Genomic DNA, 16882 nt, shown 5'->3' with positions numbered 1-16882 from the left:
CGGTTCCACGACCGGGCTCGGCAAGACCAGGCCGAGCGTGGTCCGACCGTCCGGCTGGATCTCCGCCCTGAACGCGATCTCCTGGACTCCGCCGCGCGCGAGCGCCCGCTATATGTTCTCCACCGCGGTCCGCGCTTTCGACGACATGGATCCTCGATACGCAAGGCTCGTGCCGTATTGGCTGATGCGCCCTGCGACACGCGCAAACCGGGCGGCACGCCGATCCGTGTCGTCGGCCAGCATGAGCCGCAGAACGGGCTCCCAGGTCGCGAAGTCGGATACCGATGACAAGGGGGGTCTCTGATCAAGCATGCGCAGACCGTACGCGGAGCCAATGACAAGTGGAGGCGCCGGGCCGCTGCTCGCAAACACCTCAGGTGAGAGGCGGCCGCCGCTGTCGGGCCGCTACCTAAAACGCTCAAGGGGCCAAGTAGAACGCTCCGGGGCCAAGTGCAGCCCTCAGTCACAGGCGGCGAAACGGTTCACCACAGTGCCGTCATCGAGAAGACCCGCCCATGAGCACCCCCATACCGCGCCCGGTGCCCGTGACCTGGTCGCGGGACCAGGCCGGCCCCTGTCGGTGATGGCTTGTTGACTGCACTAACGGTCCTCCACCACGTCGCCGTGAAATGGGGGTCGGGCGGCAGTCAGATCCCGGGAAGCGGATCGGCGCGTCGGAACCCCGAGAAGTGATGGGAGGGACGAATTGCGCCTGGCCATGGGACAGTTCGTGATGCTGTGTCACTGGCTGCCGGGAGAGGGGCACGATATGGCTGGCGAGTTCGAGGGCGTCTGGCTGACGGCGCGCCAGGTCAGCACTTTGTGGCCGGGCGTGGGTGCTCGCTCGGTGTATGTAAATGCGCTGGCCCACGGAGTGCGGGTCCGTACGGACAGCTGGATGACCACTACCGGGTCCGCCAGTAAGACGTGGTATCACGCCGACGACGTGCGCCGAGTGGCCCCGCAGATAGCAGCCCAGCCGCCCCTCAAGGGGCCGTCCCCGCTGCCGTGCTGTCTACTGCTGATCGTTCTGGCAGCGGTACCAGTCGTCTGGCTGGTGCTGGCCATACGAGGCGGGCAGTAGAGGTCAAGCGTGTGGCTGCGGCTCGCCAGTCACGAGATGCTGCGGTGTCAACTGCAGCATCTCTGGCTCGTTGGGCAGGGCGCCGCCGAGCCTCGAGGGGAGGCCAGTCAGATGCCTGCACGCGAGGGTACGGCGTCCGCAGGTCCGTAGCCGAGCACCCGGGGCAGGACTTGTCGAAACGAGAAGGTCTTCGGCCGGCGCTTCGATGACGGCGCCGATCTCGCTGTCGGTGGAGAGAAGTCAGACGACCACCCATAGATACGGGGTGGGTGGGAACCCCTTGTGTGCGGGGTGCAGAGAACGTCTCAGGCTGGAGCAGCACCGCCCGCGTAAGCCAGTCGTGCGCCTCGCCGAGCTGGCCACCCGTCTCGCATCACGGTGGGCGCCGGCTGTGGGGAGCGCGCGTGCATGAAGGAGGGGCCGGGGTGACGTTGCGGCCGCCGGTGGAGCCGATGCTGGCGCAGGCTGTGGAGTCGGTGCCGGGCTCCGGCGTGCTGGGCGAGCCGGCGTTTGAGCAGAAGTTCGACGGTTACCGGGCGCTGCTGTTCACCCCGACCGGCGCCGGCGAGCGGCTACTGGTGCAGACCCGGCGCGGGAGGCTGATCCAGGACCGGTTTCCCGACCTCGTCGCCGCGGCCGAGCAGCTGCCCGACGGCCTGGTCCTCGACGGTGAACTCGTCGTGTGGGACACGGCAGCGGGCCGATTGTCGTTCGAGGGGCTGCAACGCCGCGCCGCCGCCCGCGGCCGCGCCGCGCGCGAGCTCGCAGCGTCGCTGCCCGCGTTCTTCATCGCCTTCGACGTCCTCCAGGAGGACGGTGTCGAGTTGCTGCGCCATCCGTATCGCCGGCGCCGCCTGCGACTGGAAGCCCTCTTTACCACCCACCGGCTCAAGGCCCCGTGGACGTTGTGCCCCATGAGCACGGACTTGATCAAGGCCCAGAAGTGGCTGGAGTCCTGGACCGACGTCCCCGGCCTCGAAGGCATCGTGGTCAAAGCCATGAACCAGCCCTACCGGCCGGGATACAGAGGCTGGTACAAACTGAGGTGGCGGGACACCGCCGAAGCGATCATCGGCGCGATCACCGGCACCCTCGCCCGCCCCCACCTCCTCCTCCTGGGCCGCCACGACACCCACGACCGCCTGCGCTCGATCGGCCGCACGGTCCCCCTGCGCCCGGAGGCGGCCCACCTGGTCGGCGAGAATCTGACCGCGGCAGACCCCGAGCACCCGTGGACGGGCATGCGGTTCGTCTCGGCGTGGGGCAGCCGCGATGCCTTGGATGTGACCCTGGTCCGTCCCGAGCTGGTCGCGGAGATCAGCGCCGACACCGCCGTCGACCACGGCGGCATCTACCGGCACCCCGTCCGCTTCAAACGCCTGCGCTTGGACCTCACGGCGCGGGACGTGTCCCGGTTCCGGGCGGATCCAGGTACATCTGCGAGCTGAGACAGCAAGTTCGGTCATGGCCACGCCGCGTCGGGGCTTGTCGTCACGACGGCATCGGGCCGTAGGCCGCTGGGGCTCCGAGGCATGATCCGAGGCGGAAGCGCATCTCGCCTGGCCCGGCGAACCTCTTCTGAGCGGGTCTCGTCCTCGAGGGCGCCCAGAAGCATCATGACGGCTCTGGCCTCGTCCTCGGTCAGTAGCTTGAGTCGGGTCTCGCCCGCGGCATCGAGGAGCGCGTCGAGGAAGTCTTCGTCCATGCCGGATCAACGCTCGACGAACTCCACCGTCACAGGCGTGCGCTGCTGGCGGGCTGGCTGCGGGGGGTACACGGCAGGGTGTCGGGCATGCGCCCGGCCGGTTCCGCTGGGGCGGTGGAGGGGCCGGTGATGGTGCGAGGCTGGAATGAGAGCCTTCGCGAGGAGAAACGTAAATGCGCCCTATTTGGTCTGGTGCGATCAGTTTTGGCCTGGTCACGATTCCGATCAAGGTGTTCCCGGCGACCGAGTCGCATGCGATCTCGCTTCACCAGTTCCACGTCGCGGATGGCGGCCGGATCCGGTACCGGAAGGTGTGCGAGGTCGACGGCAAGGAGTTGACCTCGGAGGAGATCACCCGCGGCTATGAGACGGCGGTGGGCACCATTCCGGTCACCGACGAGGATCTGGACGCGCTGCCCCTGCCCACCGCGAAGGCCATCGAGATCGTGGCATTCGTGCCCACCGAGAGCATCGACCCGATCCGTATCGGAGCCTCCTACTACCTCGCCGCCGAAGGAGTCGCGGCGAAGCCGTACGAACTGCTGCGCCAAGCCTTGGAGCGGTCCTCGAAGGTGGCGGTGGCCAAGTTCGCGATGCGCGACCGTGAGCGGCTCGGGCTGCTCAGGGTGCTGGACGATGTGATCGTTTTGCACGGGATGCGGTGGCCGGACGAGATCCGCGACGCCTCCCAGGTCGAGGTGCCGGACGTGGAGGTCTCCGACGAGGAGATCGAGGCGGCCATCGCGCTCGCGGACACCCTCTCCGGCCGTGACCTCGGCCAGATGCACGACGAGTACCGCGAGGCGCTGGACAAACTGATCCAGGCCAAGACCGCCGGCACCCGCCCCGAGCCGGTCGAGACCCCCGCCCCGGCCTCGGCGGAGGTCGTGGACCTCATGGCCATGCTGGAGAAGTCCGTCAGCCAGGCCAAAGCCTCCCGCACCGGCGGCGGTGACGCCACCGTCCACGACCTGCCCGCCGCGAAGAAGACCACCAAGAAGACCGCCCCGGCGAAGAAGACGGCCGCGAAGGAGGCTGCGGCGAAGAAGACTGCCGGCCGCAAACCCCGCAGCGCCTGAACCGGTTCGAGCATCGAGTTCGGAGTGCATGTGCTGAATGCGCCGTTGGTCGTGGTCCTCGGCCACGCCACGGCACGCGACCCCCACCGGGACCCCCAAACCGACCCCGGGCCAAGCTCCCTGAAAAGGACCGGCGGTCGGCCCGCGAGGCCGAGCCGGCCATCCTCGACCGCGGCCTGGGCGACCTGTTCGTAGTCCGCACCGCCGGGCATGTCGCCGGTACGGAAGTCCTCGGGAGATCTCGGCGGCCAGCCGGGAGTCGGAGCATCCGAACAGCACGGCGAAGGGCTGCTGGGACGGTGCGGTCTCGGTGCGGCGGGTGGCGTCCTGGTTCGGGTGCTCGGGCGTGCCGGTGACGAAGCGCTGGTTACCGGCCATGAGCAGGTCCGGAGGAGCGTGGCGGAGACAGGAACTTGAAGGACTCGGGTCGGCGCCTCTCGGGTAAAGAGGCTGTGTACCCGGCGGTAGGGCTCTAGCGTCGTAGTGCGAATCGCAGGCAGTGAGTGACAGCAGGGGGGCCGGATGTTGAGTGAGTCGTTGACGGCGTTGGCCGCGGCGGGGGGCACGGCGGTGGTGCAGGCAGTGGGAACCGATGCGTGGAACGGCCTGCGTGGTCAGGTGGCGCGGTGGTTCGGCCGTGGGGACGCCGAGCGGGAGCGCCGGTAGGTGGAGCGGCTGGACAGCAGTGCGGCCGAGCTCGCGGCCGCCGACGACACCGCGGTGGAGCTGGTCCGGGTCCGCCACCAGAGCATGTGGCGGACCCGTATCGAGACCCTGCTGGAAGACTTGGACCATGAGCGGCGCGCCCAGGCCGCCGATCAGCTGAGGGAGGTGCTGGAGCAGGCCGGGTCGGGGCTGGCTGTCAACGGCGGGCTGATGTCCGGCAACACGTTCAGCGGACCGACCGTGTTCCAAGCCGGGAACAACAACCGGCAGGATGTCCGCTTCGGCCCCGGAGCATGACCGGCGGCGACCCCGGTGGCGCCGAGGCCGGCGTACGGGGCAGCGTTTTCCACGGACCGACTGCACTGCAGGTCGGTGACCACGGCACCCAGCATGTCCAGTTCGTCTACCACTGGAAGCCCGGCTACCGGATCGAGGACTTCCCCGCCGCGGCCCGTCCGGTGCGGGCCCGCGAACTGATGACACAGCCCTCCCGGTTGCTCCGGGCAGGGCATCAGGTGGTGCCCTTCACCGGACGGCGCAGCGACTTGGACACCTTGGCCCACTGGCGGGACGAGGCAGCCGATCGGTTCGCCGTCCGGCTGGTCCACGGTCCCGGCGGGCAGGGCAAGACCCGCGTTGCCGCCCACTTCGCCGAAATCAGCCGCCAGGCGGGCTGGACGGTGTGGCAGGCGGCCGTCAACGAGGCCGACGCCGTCCCCGTCGCCACCACCCCACCCCCCGAGACCAAGGCAGGAATCCTGCTGGTGGCCGACTACGCCGAACGCTGGCCCGCTGCCGACCTGCGCAGACTGCTGCGCGAAGCGCTGCTGAACCGCGGCAGCGTCCCGGTCCGTGTCCTGCTGCTGGCCCGCCCGGCCGGAGTCTGGTGGGACAGCCTGGACACCTGGATCGGCGACCACCTCGATGCCGGTGTCAGCACCCACCTGCTGCCGCCGCTGGCCGCCGACCCGCAGGCACGCGCCGAACTGTTCCAGCAGGCACGGGACCGCTTCGCCGACCACCTCGGCCTGCTCACCGATCAGGCCCGCCCCATCGATCCGCCCCCGGCCTTGGACACTGACGAGGACTACGCCCAGGTCCTGACCATCCATATTGCGGCCCTGGCCGCCGTCGACGCCCGCCGCCACGGTGACCCTGCCCCCACTGACCCGGCCCGCGCCTCCGCCTACCTCCTGAAACGCGAACGTGCCTACTGGAGCGAGCTGCATCGGTCCCCGACCGGGGTACTGTCCACCGGGCCGACCGCGATGGGCCGCACCGTGCTGACCGCCACCCTCACCGGCCCCCTGGCCCGCGACCCGCACGGCTGGGACGCCCTGCACCGCGCCGGGCTCGCCGACACCGACGCAGCGGCCAACACCCTCCTGGACGACCACCAGTACTGCTACCCCCCGGCACACAGCCACACGGTCCTGGAACCGCTGTATCCCGACCGCCTCGGCGAAGACTTCATCGGCCTGACCACCCCGCCCAGCCCTGACGATCCCGGCGCACCCCAGCCCGTGTCCGGGGCGGTCACCGACGACTGGGCCCACCAGGTCGCTCAACGCCTCGTCCTCAGACGCGCCGGCACCGACACACCCGCACCCTGGACCCGCGGCACCCTGACCGTGCTGATCGAAACCGCCCGCCGCTGGCCGCACATCGCCACCGGCCAGCTCTACCCCCTGCTCACCAATTACCCCGAACTCGCCCTGCACGCAGGCGGCGCCGCCCTCGCGGCCCTGGCCGGCCTCGACCACATCGACATCACGGTCCTGGAAGCCATCGAGCCCCACCTACCTACCGGCCGGCACACCGACCTCGACGTCGGCGTCGCCGCCATCACCTCCCGCCTGGCCCGCCACCGCCTCGACACCACACAAGATCCCCTCACCCACGCCCGCACCAACGAGGCCCTCGCCGTACGTCTCTCCTACGCCGGACTTCGCGACAACGCCCTCACAGCCGCACAAGACGCCCGCGGAGCCTGGCAACGCCTCACTCGGACCACCCCTGCCTACGAACCCGACCTTGCACGCTCGCTGTCCAACCTCGGGTCCTTCCTGTCGGCGGTGGGGCGGCGCGCGGAGGCCCTGACCGCCGAGCAGCAGGCGGTGGAAATCTGACCCTGGGCAAGCCCCCGCTGTCGGCTGCTTGGCTTTGTTAGCGAGTTAGAGGAACGCCTGTAGCTCAACCACAGGAACGCCCTCTTCCACTGACGAGTGATGTTGCTGAGTTCCGAGAACGCTCCGGTCCTTGATTCGGGACCCTTGTTGTGCTCTGCACGACGAGGGGGCCCGGATGCTGCCGAAGTCCAAGGTCGATCTGTACGCGGCGATCCGCCGTGACGCCAGGACGGGCATGTCGCTGCGGGCGGTCATGCGGAAGTACGGCGTCGGCTTCGAGACCGTGCAGCGGGCTCTGGTGTCGGCGGTGCCGGAGCCGCGGAAGAAGATGCGGCCGCGGGAGACGCGGCTGGACCCCTACAGGCCCTTGATCGACGCCATTCTCACGGCGGATCTGACCGCGCCGCGGAAGCAGCGGCACACGGTCAAGCGGATCTACGACCGGCTGCTGGACGAGCACGACGCCGTTGACGTCTCCTACCAGATGGTCCGCGCATACGTCGCTGGCCGCCGTGAGGAGATCCGTCTGCAGGCCGGCAAGGGGGTCGTGGACGCCTTCGTCCCGCAGACCCACAAGCCCGGCGCCGAGGCCGAAGTCGACTTCGGGGACGTCACGGTGAAGCTGGCCGGCGAGTTGGTGACCTGCTACTTGTTCGCGTTCCGGCTGTCGTACTCGGGGAAAGCCGTGCACCGGATCTTCGCCTCGGCCGGCCAGGAGGCGTTCTTCGAGGGCCACGTCCACGCTCTCAACGTGCTGGGCGGGGTGCCGACCGGGAAGGTCCGCTACGACAACCTTAGGGCCGCCGTCGCCCAGGTGCTGGGCCTCTCACGCCGCCGGGTTGAAGCCGAACGCTGGACCGCCTTCCGCTCGCACTACTGGCTGGAAGCCTTCTACTGCCAGCCTGGCATCCGCGGCGCCCACGAGAAGGGCGGAGTCGAGGGCCAGATCGGCTGGTTCCGCCGCAACCACCTCGTCCCGGTCCCCGAAGTCGACACGCTCGCCGAGCTCAACGCGAAGATCGACCGATGGGATCAGGAGGACGACGCCCGCCGCATCCGCTCCCGTCCCCGCACCATCGGCGAGTACTTCGCGACCGAGCAGCCGCTGCTGGCGCCGCTGCCGGAGGATCCGTTCGAGACGGGCAGGCTCTCCACTCCACGGGTCGACCGCTACAGCCAGATCTGTGTCCGGATGAACCGCTACTCGGTGCCGGTCCGCCTGATCGGCCGCACCGTCCGCGTCATGCTGCACGCCTCTGAGCTGGTGGTCTACGACGGCCGCGAGGAAGTCGCCCGGCACGAACGGCTCATCGCCCGCGGCGCTACCCGCCTCGAACTCGACCACTACCTGGAGGCCCTGATCCGCAAACCGGGTGCCCTGCCCGGCGCCACCGCCCTCGACCAGGCCCGCGCCGCCGGCCGGTTCACCCCCATTCACGACGCCTGGTGGCAGGCCGCGGTGAAGGCCCACGGCGAACGCGAGGGCACCCGGGCCCTGATCGAAGTCCTCCTCCTCAGCCGCCACCTGCCCCACGAACACCTGATCACCGGCCTCGCCGCAGCGCTGAAATCTGGCGCGTTGACCGCGGACGCCGTCGCCCTGGAGGCCCGCAAGGCGGCTGACGCCGAGCCCGAGGAGCCCGCGCAGCCCGTCGTCCCTGGAAGTCAGCCCGGTATCGCTCCGCTGCCCGCTGCCGTTCGGGCCCGTCTGCCGCCCGACACACGCCCGCTGCCTTCCGTCGCCCACTACGACCAGCTCCTGCGACTCCGCCGATCCGACCGCCCCACCCCTTGAGGAGAACACCGTGTCCCTTCCCCGCCAGCGAGGACTCACCGAGCAGGCCGCCACCACCGCCGTCGACCAGGCATGCAGGATGCTGCGGCTGCCCACCATCCGGTCCCAGTTCCCCGAGCTCGCCGAGAAGGCCGAACGCGAGCAGATGTCCTACCTCGGCTTCCCCGCCGAGCTCCTCCTCGCCGAGTGCGACGACCGGGCCCGCCGACGCTCCGAACGCCGCATCAAGGCCGCCGGTTTCCCCCGTGACAAGGCACTCCGCAAGTTCGACTTCGACGCCAACCTGAACATCGACGCGGCCATGGTCCACACTCTCGCCAAGTGCGAATGGATCAAGAAGGGTCTGCCTCTCTGCCTGATCGGCGACTCCGGCACCGGCAAGTCCCACCTGCTAATCGCCCTCGGCACCGAGGCCGCGATGGCTGGCTACCGGGTCAAGTACGTGCTGGCGACGAAGCTGGTCAACGAGCTCGTCGAGGCCGCTGACGAGAAGCAGCTGACCAAGACCATTGCCCGCTACGGCCGCGTTGATCTTTTGTGCATCGACGAGCTCGGCTACACGGAACTCGACCGCCGCGGCGCCGAACTCCTCTTCCAGGTTCTGACCGAGCGGGAGGAGAAGAACAGCGTGGCAATCGCCTCCAACGAATCCTTCTCTGGGTGGACAAAGACGTTCACCGACCCCCGCCTCTGCGCGGCCATCGTCGACCGCCTCACCTTCGGCGGCAACATCATCGAGACCGGAACCGACTCCTACCGCCTCGCCACCACCCGCGCCCGCGCCGAACAGCAGGCCGCTGGCTGACCTCGCTTCATCACTCGGCAGGGGCCTCTCTTCGCCTTGTCAGACGTGTGGGGCAGGATGACGCCATGGCACAGCAGATCTTGCCCCCGTCGGAGTCCTGGCGCCTGATCGACGCCTGGCTGGCTACGCGCGTGGCCTCCGATTTCGCACTTCTCAATCCGCCGGCGACATCGGACGAGATCCGGCATGCGGAACGGATCCTCGGCGCCCGACTGCCCGATGATCTCGCTGAATCTCTGCGATGCCACAACAGCGTGAGCGCCTGGACAACCATCCTGCCGGAGCAGTCCCCGCTCACAGTGAGCGGCATCGTGGACCATTGGCAGACCTGCATGGACGTCGCGGCGGAGAACGAAGGCCTGACCCCTCGCCCCTGGGAAGAGGAGCCTTGGTGGCACCGCCTCTGGATTCCCTGGGCTGAGAGCGCCGATGGCGCTGCCCAGGTCATCGACCAACGTCCTGGTTCTGACACGGGGCGTCTCGGCTGGGCGGGCCACAGCGGTGGCGGTGACTTCACCGATTCCTGGCCTGATCTGGCGAGCCTTCTCCACGCGGTCGCGCAGGCACTTCATGAAGGTGGAGACGTCCGCGGACTACACCCCTACCTCACCGCGCAAGGTGGGATGTGGTGGGACGAAGAGGGCTGCGGCGAGCTGAACGGTCACCCGCTGAGGTCCGCACCAATCGGGCTGCCCTAACCACCAGCCAACGCAGACCACCACCGGGTCGACACGAACCACCCCGACCGTTCCTACTTCTCACCAACATTTCCGAGGCCTCTGACCCACCGTCGTTCTCACAACGCGTCGACAAACGTTCTTGCTCGTGGCCTACGCAGCCAGCTGCTGGCACTTCGGCCCCGATTGGCTGCGGGGTGGTCACGATCGGATGCTGGCTCAGATCGGACAGGCCGACGGGCATGTCGGCGGTCTTGAGGACTTCGAGGATCTCCAGGCGCCGCATGACCGCATCGGTGTCCTGGTGGCCGCGACGGGTGCGCGGTGTCCACAGGGTGTCTGGCTGGTAGGGGCGGTCAGTGCCGGAGGCCCTCGGTGTGAGAGGCGACAAGGTGAAGCACCTGCTGCGGAACGGGCCGTCCGGATCGTCGTCCATGCTCGCGACCAGCTCGCCGGGTGCGCCGGCTTCTTCCTCGTTTCCGAGCTGCCACAGCCGGGGCGTGGCCGTCATGTACAGCCGGCGCAGCGAGGGGATGCGGGTGTTGTCGTGGATGACCGCCCACGGCTTCCCGATCCGGCCCGACGTCCGGTGCGCCTCGTCCACGACGATGAGGTCCCAGGCCGCCAAGCCCCCGGCGTGCGCCCGCTCCAGCGTGCCCAGGCCGAGGCTCGCGTACGTGGCGTACACCGTGACCTTGTCCAGGCCCGGCGTCCACTCCACCAGCTCGTCCACGTTAGTGGTGTTGGGGAAGGACACCTCCTCCCGCAGTGAGGACACCCCGATCATCGGGACCGGGCGGTGTCACGCGGACACCGTCGGGCGACGGATTTGGGGCCGACGGTGTCCGCGTTGGGGGCTTCAGGATTCGGGGTTGGCCAGGCGGCTGAGCATGGTTACGGCGTCGTCGTGCGCCACCGGCTGGAAGAAACGTGCGTCGACGTTCTCGACGGCGGCGATCGCGCGCGGAGCCAGCTCGGCTCCGGCACTGGTGATACGCAGCCGTTTGGCGCGGGTGTCGGCGGGGTCGACCTCGCGCTCGATCAAACCCTTGGCCTCCAGGGCGCGTAGGACCTGCGAGGTCATCTTGACGTCGGTGCCGGCCTGGCCGGCCAGGGCCTGCTGGTTGGGGTGTTCGCCGTGCGTGTTCAGCCACCAGGTGCAGGCAAGCAGAACGAACTGGACGTGGGTGAGGTCCATTGGGCCGAGGGCCGCGTTGATATCGCGCTGCCAGCGCAGCGTGGCGTGCCAGAGCAGGAATCCGGGGCTGTCGCCGGGGCTGAGGGCCATCAGTCCTGTGCCAGCTTGACCAGGGCGGCCATGGTCTCGGGCCAGTCCGCGGTGACGGCCGGACCGATCCGCGGGCCGAGCTGGTCGGCGCCGGTGCCGGTGATCTCCATCCGGTACGTCACTCGAGTGCGGCCTCGCTCGCCCTGGTCGAGCCGGTGAATGGTGCGAAGGAGCAGCCCGTCGAACCGGGCCTCGTCCACAAACAGTTTGTTGACGGTCGCCTCGGCGACGATCAGGTGCACCGGGTCCTGGCCGGCTGGCGTCATCACGATCTCAGCGCCCGCCGCGAACGGGCCGCTGATCTGGATGCTCGCGATGTCGGTGTTCCAGACTCCCCAATTCTCGACGTCAGCCCACAGACGCCAGATCGCCTCGGGTGCGGCGTCGGTCTCGGTGCTGTGCTCGTACGTCCACATCAGTGGCCTCCTGATCAAGAAGATTCTCTTCGAGAAGACTATCTGTGCGGAGATTATCTGTCTACACGCCCCTCAGCGCCCCTCCTTCGCCCCAGGGGCAGCCCTCACGCAGCACCACTGCTACGTCAACCCCTGAAAGACTCCCGGAGCCGACCACTAAGCAGTCCAAGGTCGACTGGAAGTGGAAGGGGAAAGAAGGCGGAAGGTACTCACCACCTACCTGCGCAGCCTGCGCCATGGCCTGAGCGACACGGCCACCGGCAGCGCGCTGATGCCCTGGTCGCCCAAGCCGACCGCGACCCCGAAGCCGACCAGGCACTGACCCGGATCAGTCAGGACCGCCACCAAGCACTCAACGAACTCCTGGCACCCTCTGGCGTGCAGATGACGGCCGACGAGTTCACGTTGCTGATCGGACCGGTGATGGTCCGCCGCTTCCTCGACTGCCAGCCCCTCACCGACGCCTACATCGACACCGTCGTCACCCACTGGCTGACCGCGACCAGAGCCCAGGACATCCCGCCTACCGAGTAGGGCACCGCCCACACCAGCCAGGTCAGCGGTAGGTCTGGTGACACAGTGGGGCGATGGCGGGGCTGGTGACGCCGTGGGCCGCGCGACACAGCTCCCTAATGTCCCCGGTTCCCGCCCCGGGCACGGGCCGGGCGGGCAGGGGGCCGGCCGGATGCTTGTGATCGGCCACCGCAGGGGCGCGGATGCCGCGGGTCCCTGGTGCAGGGCGCGTTCCCCGATCTTGTCGCGGCTGCCGAGGCGCGGCTCCCCGCCGGCCTGGTCCTGGACGGCGAACTCCTCGCGTGGGACGTGGAGGCCGGCGCCCTGTCGTTCGAGGGGTTGCAGCGTCGCTCCGCCGCCCGCACCCGCAGCGCCTCCGCGCTGGCCGCGAAGCTGCCGGCCTTTTTCTTGACGTTCGACGTCTTGCAGCAAGGTGGCCGGGAGCTGCTCGACCTGCCCTACGTCGAGCGCCGCGCCCGCCTGGAGGCCCTGTTCGCCGACCACGCGCTGACGGCCCCGTGGACCTTGTGTCCGATGACCACGGACCCGGCCCAGGCCCGGGAATGGCTCGACTCTTGGACGGACGTGTCCGGCGTCGAAGGCATCGTCGTCAAACCCCTGACCAGCCGCTACATGCCGGGCCACAGGGGGGCGTGGATCAAGGTTCGTCGCCGGGACACCACTGAGGCGATCATCGGCGCCACCACCGGCACCCTCACCCGCCCGCAGCTCCTGATCCTCGGCCGCCACGACCAGGACGGCCGGCTGCGCGCGGTCGGCCGCACCGTACCGCTGCGCACGGAGGCGGCCCGCCTGGTCGCCGAGCACCTGACGGCCGCCGACACCGGACATCCCTGGGAGGGCGTCACGTTCGCCGCGACCTGGGGGTCCCGTGACGTCCTGGACGTGCGCCTGGTCCGCCCCGACCTGGTGGCCGAGATCAGCGCCGACCGGGCCGTGGACCGGGGCGGCGTCTGGCGCCACCCGGTGCGCTTCAAGCGGCTGCGCCTGGACGTGACTGTGGACGACGTCCCGCGGTTCGGGGAGGGTCCGGCCGCTGCGGCCGGCTGAGAGGGCGCCTCTGACGAACTCGGCGCGGGCCGCCACCACTCCGGTGGCGGCCCGCGCTGTCGTGTGTCGGAAGCCGGCCCCGGTCTCCCCCGCAGGGGTGAATTTTTCCCTCGCGTACGCGTAGGCGGCTTGTGCGGTGTGCCCCCAACTCTCCCTGAAACCACAGCGATTGACATAAACCGGGATGTTCAGTCATGTTTCGGGCGCGGTTCGGTGGTCGGACCGCCTCGGTGTGCGATTGGGGTGCGGTTCGGATGGGGCGTTCGGTGCGTGAGGAGTACGACGAGTACGCGGCGGCGGGCCGGTTGCGGGTTCCGGTGGCGGCCTGGCGGTGGGCGACCGGGAGCGGTCTGGTGACGCCAGCGGACGCCGGTACCCGGTTGTGGTCGCGGGCGGTGGTGGAGGCCGCCGACCCCGAGGCGGTGCGTGCGGCGCTGCGCGGCCCGGTCGGGGCGGGGTGGGCGGCGGACCGGCTGACGGAGGCCCTGGGGGTGCCGCTGCCGATTCTCCGGCCGAGGGTGACGGCCTCGGCGGTCGGCCGCCTCGTGAAGGCCGGTCTGCTGGTCTACCTCGGCGGGGATGTCGAGTTCCCCGACGTCCACCCGGACCAGGTGGCCGCCCTCGCCCGCCGCCGGGACCTGCCCGCCCTGCTCGACCGACACGTGCCACTCGGCCCGGACCAGGCCGCCCGCCGCCTCGGCGTCCGCCGCGTCGACTTCGACCAGGTCGTCTGGCTTGGCTGGGTCGCCCCGGGCACTCGCTCCCCGCTCGCCGCCCTTGACGCGAGTCCGGTGTGGGAGCGGGTGTTGTTGGCGGGGGTGGCGCGGATGGCGGGGGTAACCCGGGCCGCGGTGGTGAACTGGCGCCGCCGGCACGGCGACTTCCCGGAGCCGGTGGCGGGCACGGACGTGCGCCCGCAGTTCGACCGCCCCCAGGTGGTTGCCTGGCTGCTGGCTCACGACAAGATCGGAATCCCCACGGGGCCCACGGTCGCCCCGCTGGTGTTGGCCGGAACCGGGGGCGCCACCCGCCGGTTCCGGCTCGATGACCCGCACCTGGTCCTGGCCGACGACCCGGCGTGGGAGGACGTGTTGTCCGGTTGGTCCACCGACACGGACGCCGACACGGTGGCCGAGCTGGTGGCCGGCGAGTTCGGGGCGTCGCTTCGCTGGCTGACCGCGCCCGGCACCAACCCGTTGGCGGTCATGGGCGAGGTGCGGGTGATCGACCGGTTCCGGTCCGGGTCCGGTGGCCTGCGCCTCACCCTGGCCTGGTGGAACCGGTGGAGGCGGCTTGCGAGCTTGACCTTGCCGTTGCGTCAACTTCTACGGTCGTGTGTGGGCCGGAAAGTCCGGCTGGGATGGGAGTCGGTGATGGCCTGGTCGATCGCGGAGGTGGCCCGGATGTCGGGTGTGACGTCGCGGACGCTGCGCCATTACTGCCCCGATCTCCACCAGCCCAAGGCCCAACTCCCGCATCACAAGGATCCGCTGCAACCGCAGCAACTCGCTCTGAGCTGACCGGGGCGTGTGGCCGGTAGGCCGCAGACTCCGATAGAGCGCATGGCCGACCTTTCTCATCAATGAGGGGACCAAATCAATGAACATTTCGCGCAAGATGAAATCCGGCGCCGTTGCGACCGCAGTGGCCCTCGCCCTGCCCGTACTCGGCTTGGCGACCGCCTCGCCTGCGGCGGCCGGGAGCTGTGACTTCGGGGGCGGCAGTGGTGACAGCTGCACTTCGCGATTCCAACCGACGAGGTCGAATTGTGATGGAGTCATGGGATATCTGCGGTCGCATGGCGGAAACCTCGGAAGGATGAACAACACTTTCCAGGATGAATGGCGCCAGTGCGCTGCCGCCTACATCGGGTTCGGCCGGGGCTGAGATTTTATCTCTCCTTCCTCCGGGCGGAAGGAGGTTTGCAAGGAGGTGCCGGGAGCGTAATGTTCCCGGCACCTTGCTAAGAGCTCGTAACACGATCATGAGTCGGGCTTGTTGAGGCGTCGCCAGCAGATGAGGCTGCAGGCGAGGGAGACGAAGGCGTCGTGGAGTTCGGTGCGGCGTTCCCAGCGGACGGCGAGTCGTTTGAACTGGTGGAGCAGGGCGAAGGTCTGCTCGACGACGTAGCGGAGCTTGCCCATGCCTTTGACGTTCGGGGCTCCTTTGCGGGGGATGACGGGCAGGATCCGGCGTTTGCGCAGTTCATCGCGGTTGGGATTGGAGTCGTAGCCCTTGTCGCCGAGCAGGGCCTCGGGCCTGCGGCGGGGACGGCCGGGACGGCCTGCCACCGGTGGGATGCCGTCGACCAGGGCGAGGGTCTGGGTGACGTCGTTGACGTTCGCCGCGGTCGTGATGACCCGGAGCGGGGTGCCGCGTGCGCGAGCCGGCCACCGGTGAGGCGCCGGTATGCCCTCGGTCAGAGGGTGTTCGACCGCGACCGTCAGGCCCACGGCGTCATCGTCTGGGTCTACCCCTCCCCGTTGGTGGTGCGGCTGGTGGACGCCTCGGGGTTCCAGTGGGTCGCCCGTACCGTCGACTGCGTGCAGCTCGACGCCCAGCCGGCCGGACCCGAGGAGGGGACGCGTGCCGGGTGGGTGCCGGTGGACGTGCCGCCCACCGAACTGCGGGTGGGGGACCAGGTCCTTGCCGGTGGCCGTCTGGTCGCGATCACCGATCTGCGCTACCGCTACGGCGCCACCCGCACGATGATCCAGGCCGGTGGCGGCGATAACCGGATCGCTCTGACGAGGTAGGGGGGCCATGGTCTGAGTCCTGAGTTGATCCGTGGCTCAGTTCGAAGCAGGGTGGTGGTGCAGCGGGTCGACAGTGCTGGCCGAATCATGTGATCATGGGAGGTATGACGATCGCTGCCCGAAAGGGTTATGCCGCGTAGGCGGCCGGGCGCGTTGCGCGCCCCACATGTGCGGCTTTCTGGATGGGGTCGCCCCTGCAGGATTGACCGTTTGTCACGGCGGACGTCTGCTGCGGTCCACAGGCTGGAGCGGCGGGCCGATATCGATGACGTGTGGCCGGGCTGTGTTGAAGTGGCCCTGCATTGGTATCGGCAGTTCTTGGCTCAGCCAGGCCGGTATCTGGAGATTCCGTACGCTGTATGTCCGTGTCCTTCTGACAGCCTTGAGGATGTTGCTGAGGCGAGGGACATGCTTGAGCGGGTGTTGCCGCTCCTTCCGGCGCCAGCACGTCAGGAACTTGAAGACACGGTTGTGCGCTTGGATGAGGAGTTGTGGCGAAGGACGCTGCCCGATCCCTTCGCGGGTCGGGACCCTTGGAGGAGGGGTGCTTGGTGGCATTACAGGCTCCGAGGGGCTCGTCCGTTTGGTTAAAATGAACAAGACTGCCTCGATCAGGCAGCCCGCGGAGCGGGCTGGTCCTGGAGGCGAAGCCGGAAGGGCCCTGCGTGGGGGAGCGAAGCGGACCCGCCCAACGGGCCGCAGGCCCGGACCCCGTGAAGCGGGGTCACCTCCGGCCGCGCAGCGGCCTGTTCAGGGCGAAGCCCTGAACCCGTCCGGAGCGAAGCGCAGGACCCCGGCCGAAGGCCGGCCCTGGCTCGGCGAAGCCGAGCCCCGCCGAGCGCAGCGAGGCCGGTCTCTCCTGAGCGCGCAGCGCTCAGGTACCCGCGGAGCGGGTACC

General features: G+C 69.2%; 17 protein-coding genes and 3 pseudogenes. 13 read left to right on the top strand and 7 right to left on the bottom strand.

Going from position 1 to position 16882, the window contains the following annotated elements; genetic code table 11:
- The first annotated feature begins 898 nt into the window (after nucleotides 1-898).
- Entirely contained in the window at nucleotides 899-1084 is a 186-nt protein-coding gene (locus E6R62_RS30270; protein WP_136216682.1) for a hypothetical protein, read from the top strand.
- 425 nt (nucleotides 1085-1509) lie between these two features.
- Nucleotides 1510-2532, top strand: coding sequence for an ATP-dependent DNA ligase (locus E6R62_RS30265; RefSeq protein ID WP_240801992.1), 1023 nt, complete (start codon nucleotides 1510-1512; stop codon nucleotides 2530-2532).
- Between the two features lie 14 nt (nucleotides 2533-2546).
- Here E6R62_RS30265 and E6R62_RS30260 read toward each other — a convergent pair whose 3' ends face one another.
- Nucleotides 2547-2789 (bottom strand): hypothetical protein, encoded by a 243-nt coding sequence (locus E6R62_RS30260; protein ID WP_240801991.1) that lies wholly within the window; start codon nucleotides 2787-2789, stop codon nucleotides 2547-2549.
- Between the two features lie 173 nt (nucleotides 2790-2962).
- Here E6R62_RS30260 and E6R62_RS30255 point away from each other — a divergent pair, with 173 nt between their 5' ends.
- Nucleotides 2963-3868: a Ku protein gene (locus E6R62_RS30255; protein WP_136216681.1), complete on the top strand. Its 906-nt coding sequence runs from the start codon at nucleotides 2963-2965 to the stop codon at nucleotides 3866-3868.
- A 161-nt stretch (nucleotides 3869-4029) separates the two neighbouring features.
- Nucleotides 4030-4104: pseudogene (locus E6R62_RS41320) on the top strand (carbonic anhydrase); the annotation flags it as partial.
- On the opposite strand, the pseudogene E6R62_RS41315 reads toward E6R62_RS41320, so the two are convergent.
- Nucleotides 4094-4246: pseudogene (locus tag E6R62_RS41315) on the bottom strand (carbonic anhydrase); the annotation flags it as partial. The pseudogenes E6R62_RS41320 and E6R62_RS41315 overlap by 11 nt on opposite strands.
- 288 nt (nucleotides 4247-4534) lie before the next feature.
- Between E6R62_RS41315 and E6R62_RS30240 the strand changes: the two are divergent.
- The 5 genes from E6R62_RS30240 to E6R62_RS30220 all read left to right on the top strand — a co-directional run bounded on the left by E6R62_RS30240 (nucleotide 4535) and on the right by E6R62_RS30220 (nucleotide 9961).
- Nucleotides 4535-4831: a hypothetical protein gene (locus E6R62_RS30240; protein WP_136216680.1), complete on the top strand. Its 297-nt coding sequence runs from the start codon at nucleotides 4535-4537 to the stop codon at nucleotides 4829-4831.
- A complete protein-coding gene (locus E6R62_RS30235) occupies nucleotides 4828-6663 on the top strand; it encodes an AAA family ATPase (protein WP_136216679.1) in 1836 nt (611 codons plus the stop codon). Before E6R62_RS30240 ends, E6R62_RS30235 begins: the two co-directional genes overlap by 4 nt.
- A 175-nt stretch (nucleotides 6664-6838) precedes the next feature.
- Nucleotides 6839-8458, top strand: a complete 1620-nt coding sequence (gene istA / locus E6R62_RS30230) for an IS21 family transposase (protein ID WP_136216678.1) — start codon at nucleotides 6839-6841, stop codon at nucleotides 8456-8458.
- A gap of 10 nt (nucleotides 8459-8468) precedes the next feature.
- A complete protein-coding gene (gene istB / locus E6R62_RS30225) occupies nucleotides 8469-9263 on the top strand; it encodes an IS21-like element helper ATPase IstB (protein WP_136216677.1) in 795 nt (264 codons plus the stop codon).
- A 65-nt stretch (nucleotides 9264-9328) separates the two neighbouring features.
- Nucleotides 9329-9961 (top strand): SMI1/KNR4 family protein, encoded by a 633-nt coding sequence (locus tag E6R62_RS30220; protein ID WP_136216676.1) that lies wholly within the window; start codon nucleotides 9329-9331, stop codon nucleotides 9959-9961.
- A gap of 364 nt (nucleotides 9962-10325) precedes the next feature.
- Here E6R62_RS30220 and E6R62_RS30215 read toward each other — a convergent pair.
- The 4 genes and pseudogenes from E6R62_RS30215 to E6R62_RS41915 all read right to left on the bottom strand — a co-directional run.
- Nucleotides 10326-10730: pseudogene (locus E6R62_RS30215) on the bottom strand (DEAD/DEAH box helicase family protein); the annotation flags it as partial.
- Nucleotides 10731-10799: 69 nt separating this feature from the next.
- On the bottom strand, nucleotides 10800-11228 hold the full coding sequence (locus E6R62_RS30210; protein WP_136216675.1) for a MarR family winged helix-turn-helix transcriptional regulator: 429 nt from the start codon (nucleotides 11226-11228) through the stop codon (nucleotides 10800-10802).
- The gene (locus tag E6R62_RS30205) at nucleotides 11228-11644 is read right to left on the bottom strand and encodes a polyketide cyclase (protein ID WP_136216674.1); all 417 of its coding nucleotides are present in this window, start codon (nucleotides 11642-11644) and stop codon (nucleotides 11228-11230) included. The genes E6R62_RS30210 and E6R62_RS30205 overlap by 1 nt, the downstream gene beginning before the upstream one ends.
- Nucleotides 11645-11860: 216 nt before the next feature.
- On the bottom strand, nucleotides 11861-11989 hold the full coding sequence (locus E6R62_RS41915) for a hypothetical protein (protein ID WP_276615672.1): 129 nt from the start codon (nucleotides 11987-11989) through the stop codon (nucleotides 11861-11863).
- 39 nt (nucleotides 11990-12028) lie between these two features.
- Between E6R62_RS41915 and E6R62_RS39870 the strand changes: the two genes are divergently transcribed.
- From E6R62_RS39870 to E6R62_RS40355, 3 genes are all read left to right on the top strand, one after another.
- Nucleotides 12029-12178, top strand: a complete 150-nt coding sequence (locus E6R62_RS39870) for a hypothetical protein (RefSeq protein WP_168714226.1) — start codon at nucleotides 12029-12031, stop codon at nucleotides 12176-12178.
- A gap of 198 nt (nucleotides 12179-12376) precedes the next feature.
- A complete protein-coding gene (locus E6R62_RS30200; RefSeq protein ID WP_240801990.1) occupies nucleotides 12377-13228 on the top strand; it encodes an ATP-dependent DNA ligase in 852 nt (283 codons plus the stop codon).
- A gap of 266 nt (nucleotides 13229-13494) precedes the next feature.
- Entirely contained in the window at nucleotides 13495-14748 is a 1254-nt protein-coding gene (locus tag E6R62_RS40355) for a hypothetical protein (RefSeq protein ID WP_206308893.1), read from the top strand.
- 462 nt (nucleotides 14749-15210) lie between these two features.
- Here the strand turns inward: E6R62_RS40355 and E6R62_RS39860 are convergent, their stop codons facing one another.
- On the bottom strand, nucleotides 15211-15681 hold the full coding sequence (locus E6R62_RS39860) for a transposase (protein WP_168714225.1): 471 nt from the start codon (nucleotides 15679-15681) through the stop codon (nucleotides 15211-15213).
- Here E6R62_RS39860 and E6R62_RS39855 point away from each other — a divergent pair.
- Nucleotides 15655-15984, top strand: coding sequence for a hypothetical protein (locus E6R62_RS39855; RefSeq protein WP_168714224.1), 330 nt, complete (start codon nucleotides 15655-15657; stop codon nucleotides 15982-15984). The genes E6R62_RS39860 and E6R62_RS39855 overlap by 27 nt on opposite strands.
- Nucleotides 15985-16882 lie beyond the last annotated feature (898 nt).

Origin of the sequence: Streptomyces sp. A1136, from assembly GCF_004795055.1 — a bacterium.
Lineage (GTDB): Bacteria > Actinomycetota > Actinomycetes > Streptomycetales > Streptomycetaceae > Streptomyces.
Note: the sequence above shows the minus strand (reverse complement) of the source record. Positions and strands in the feature narration are given on the sequence as shown.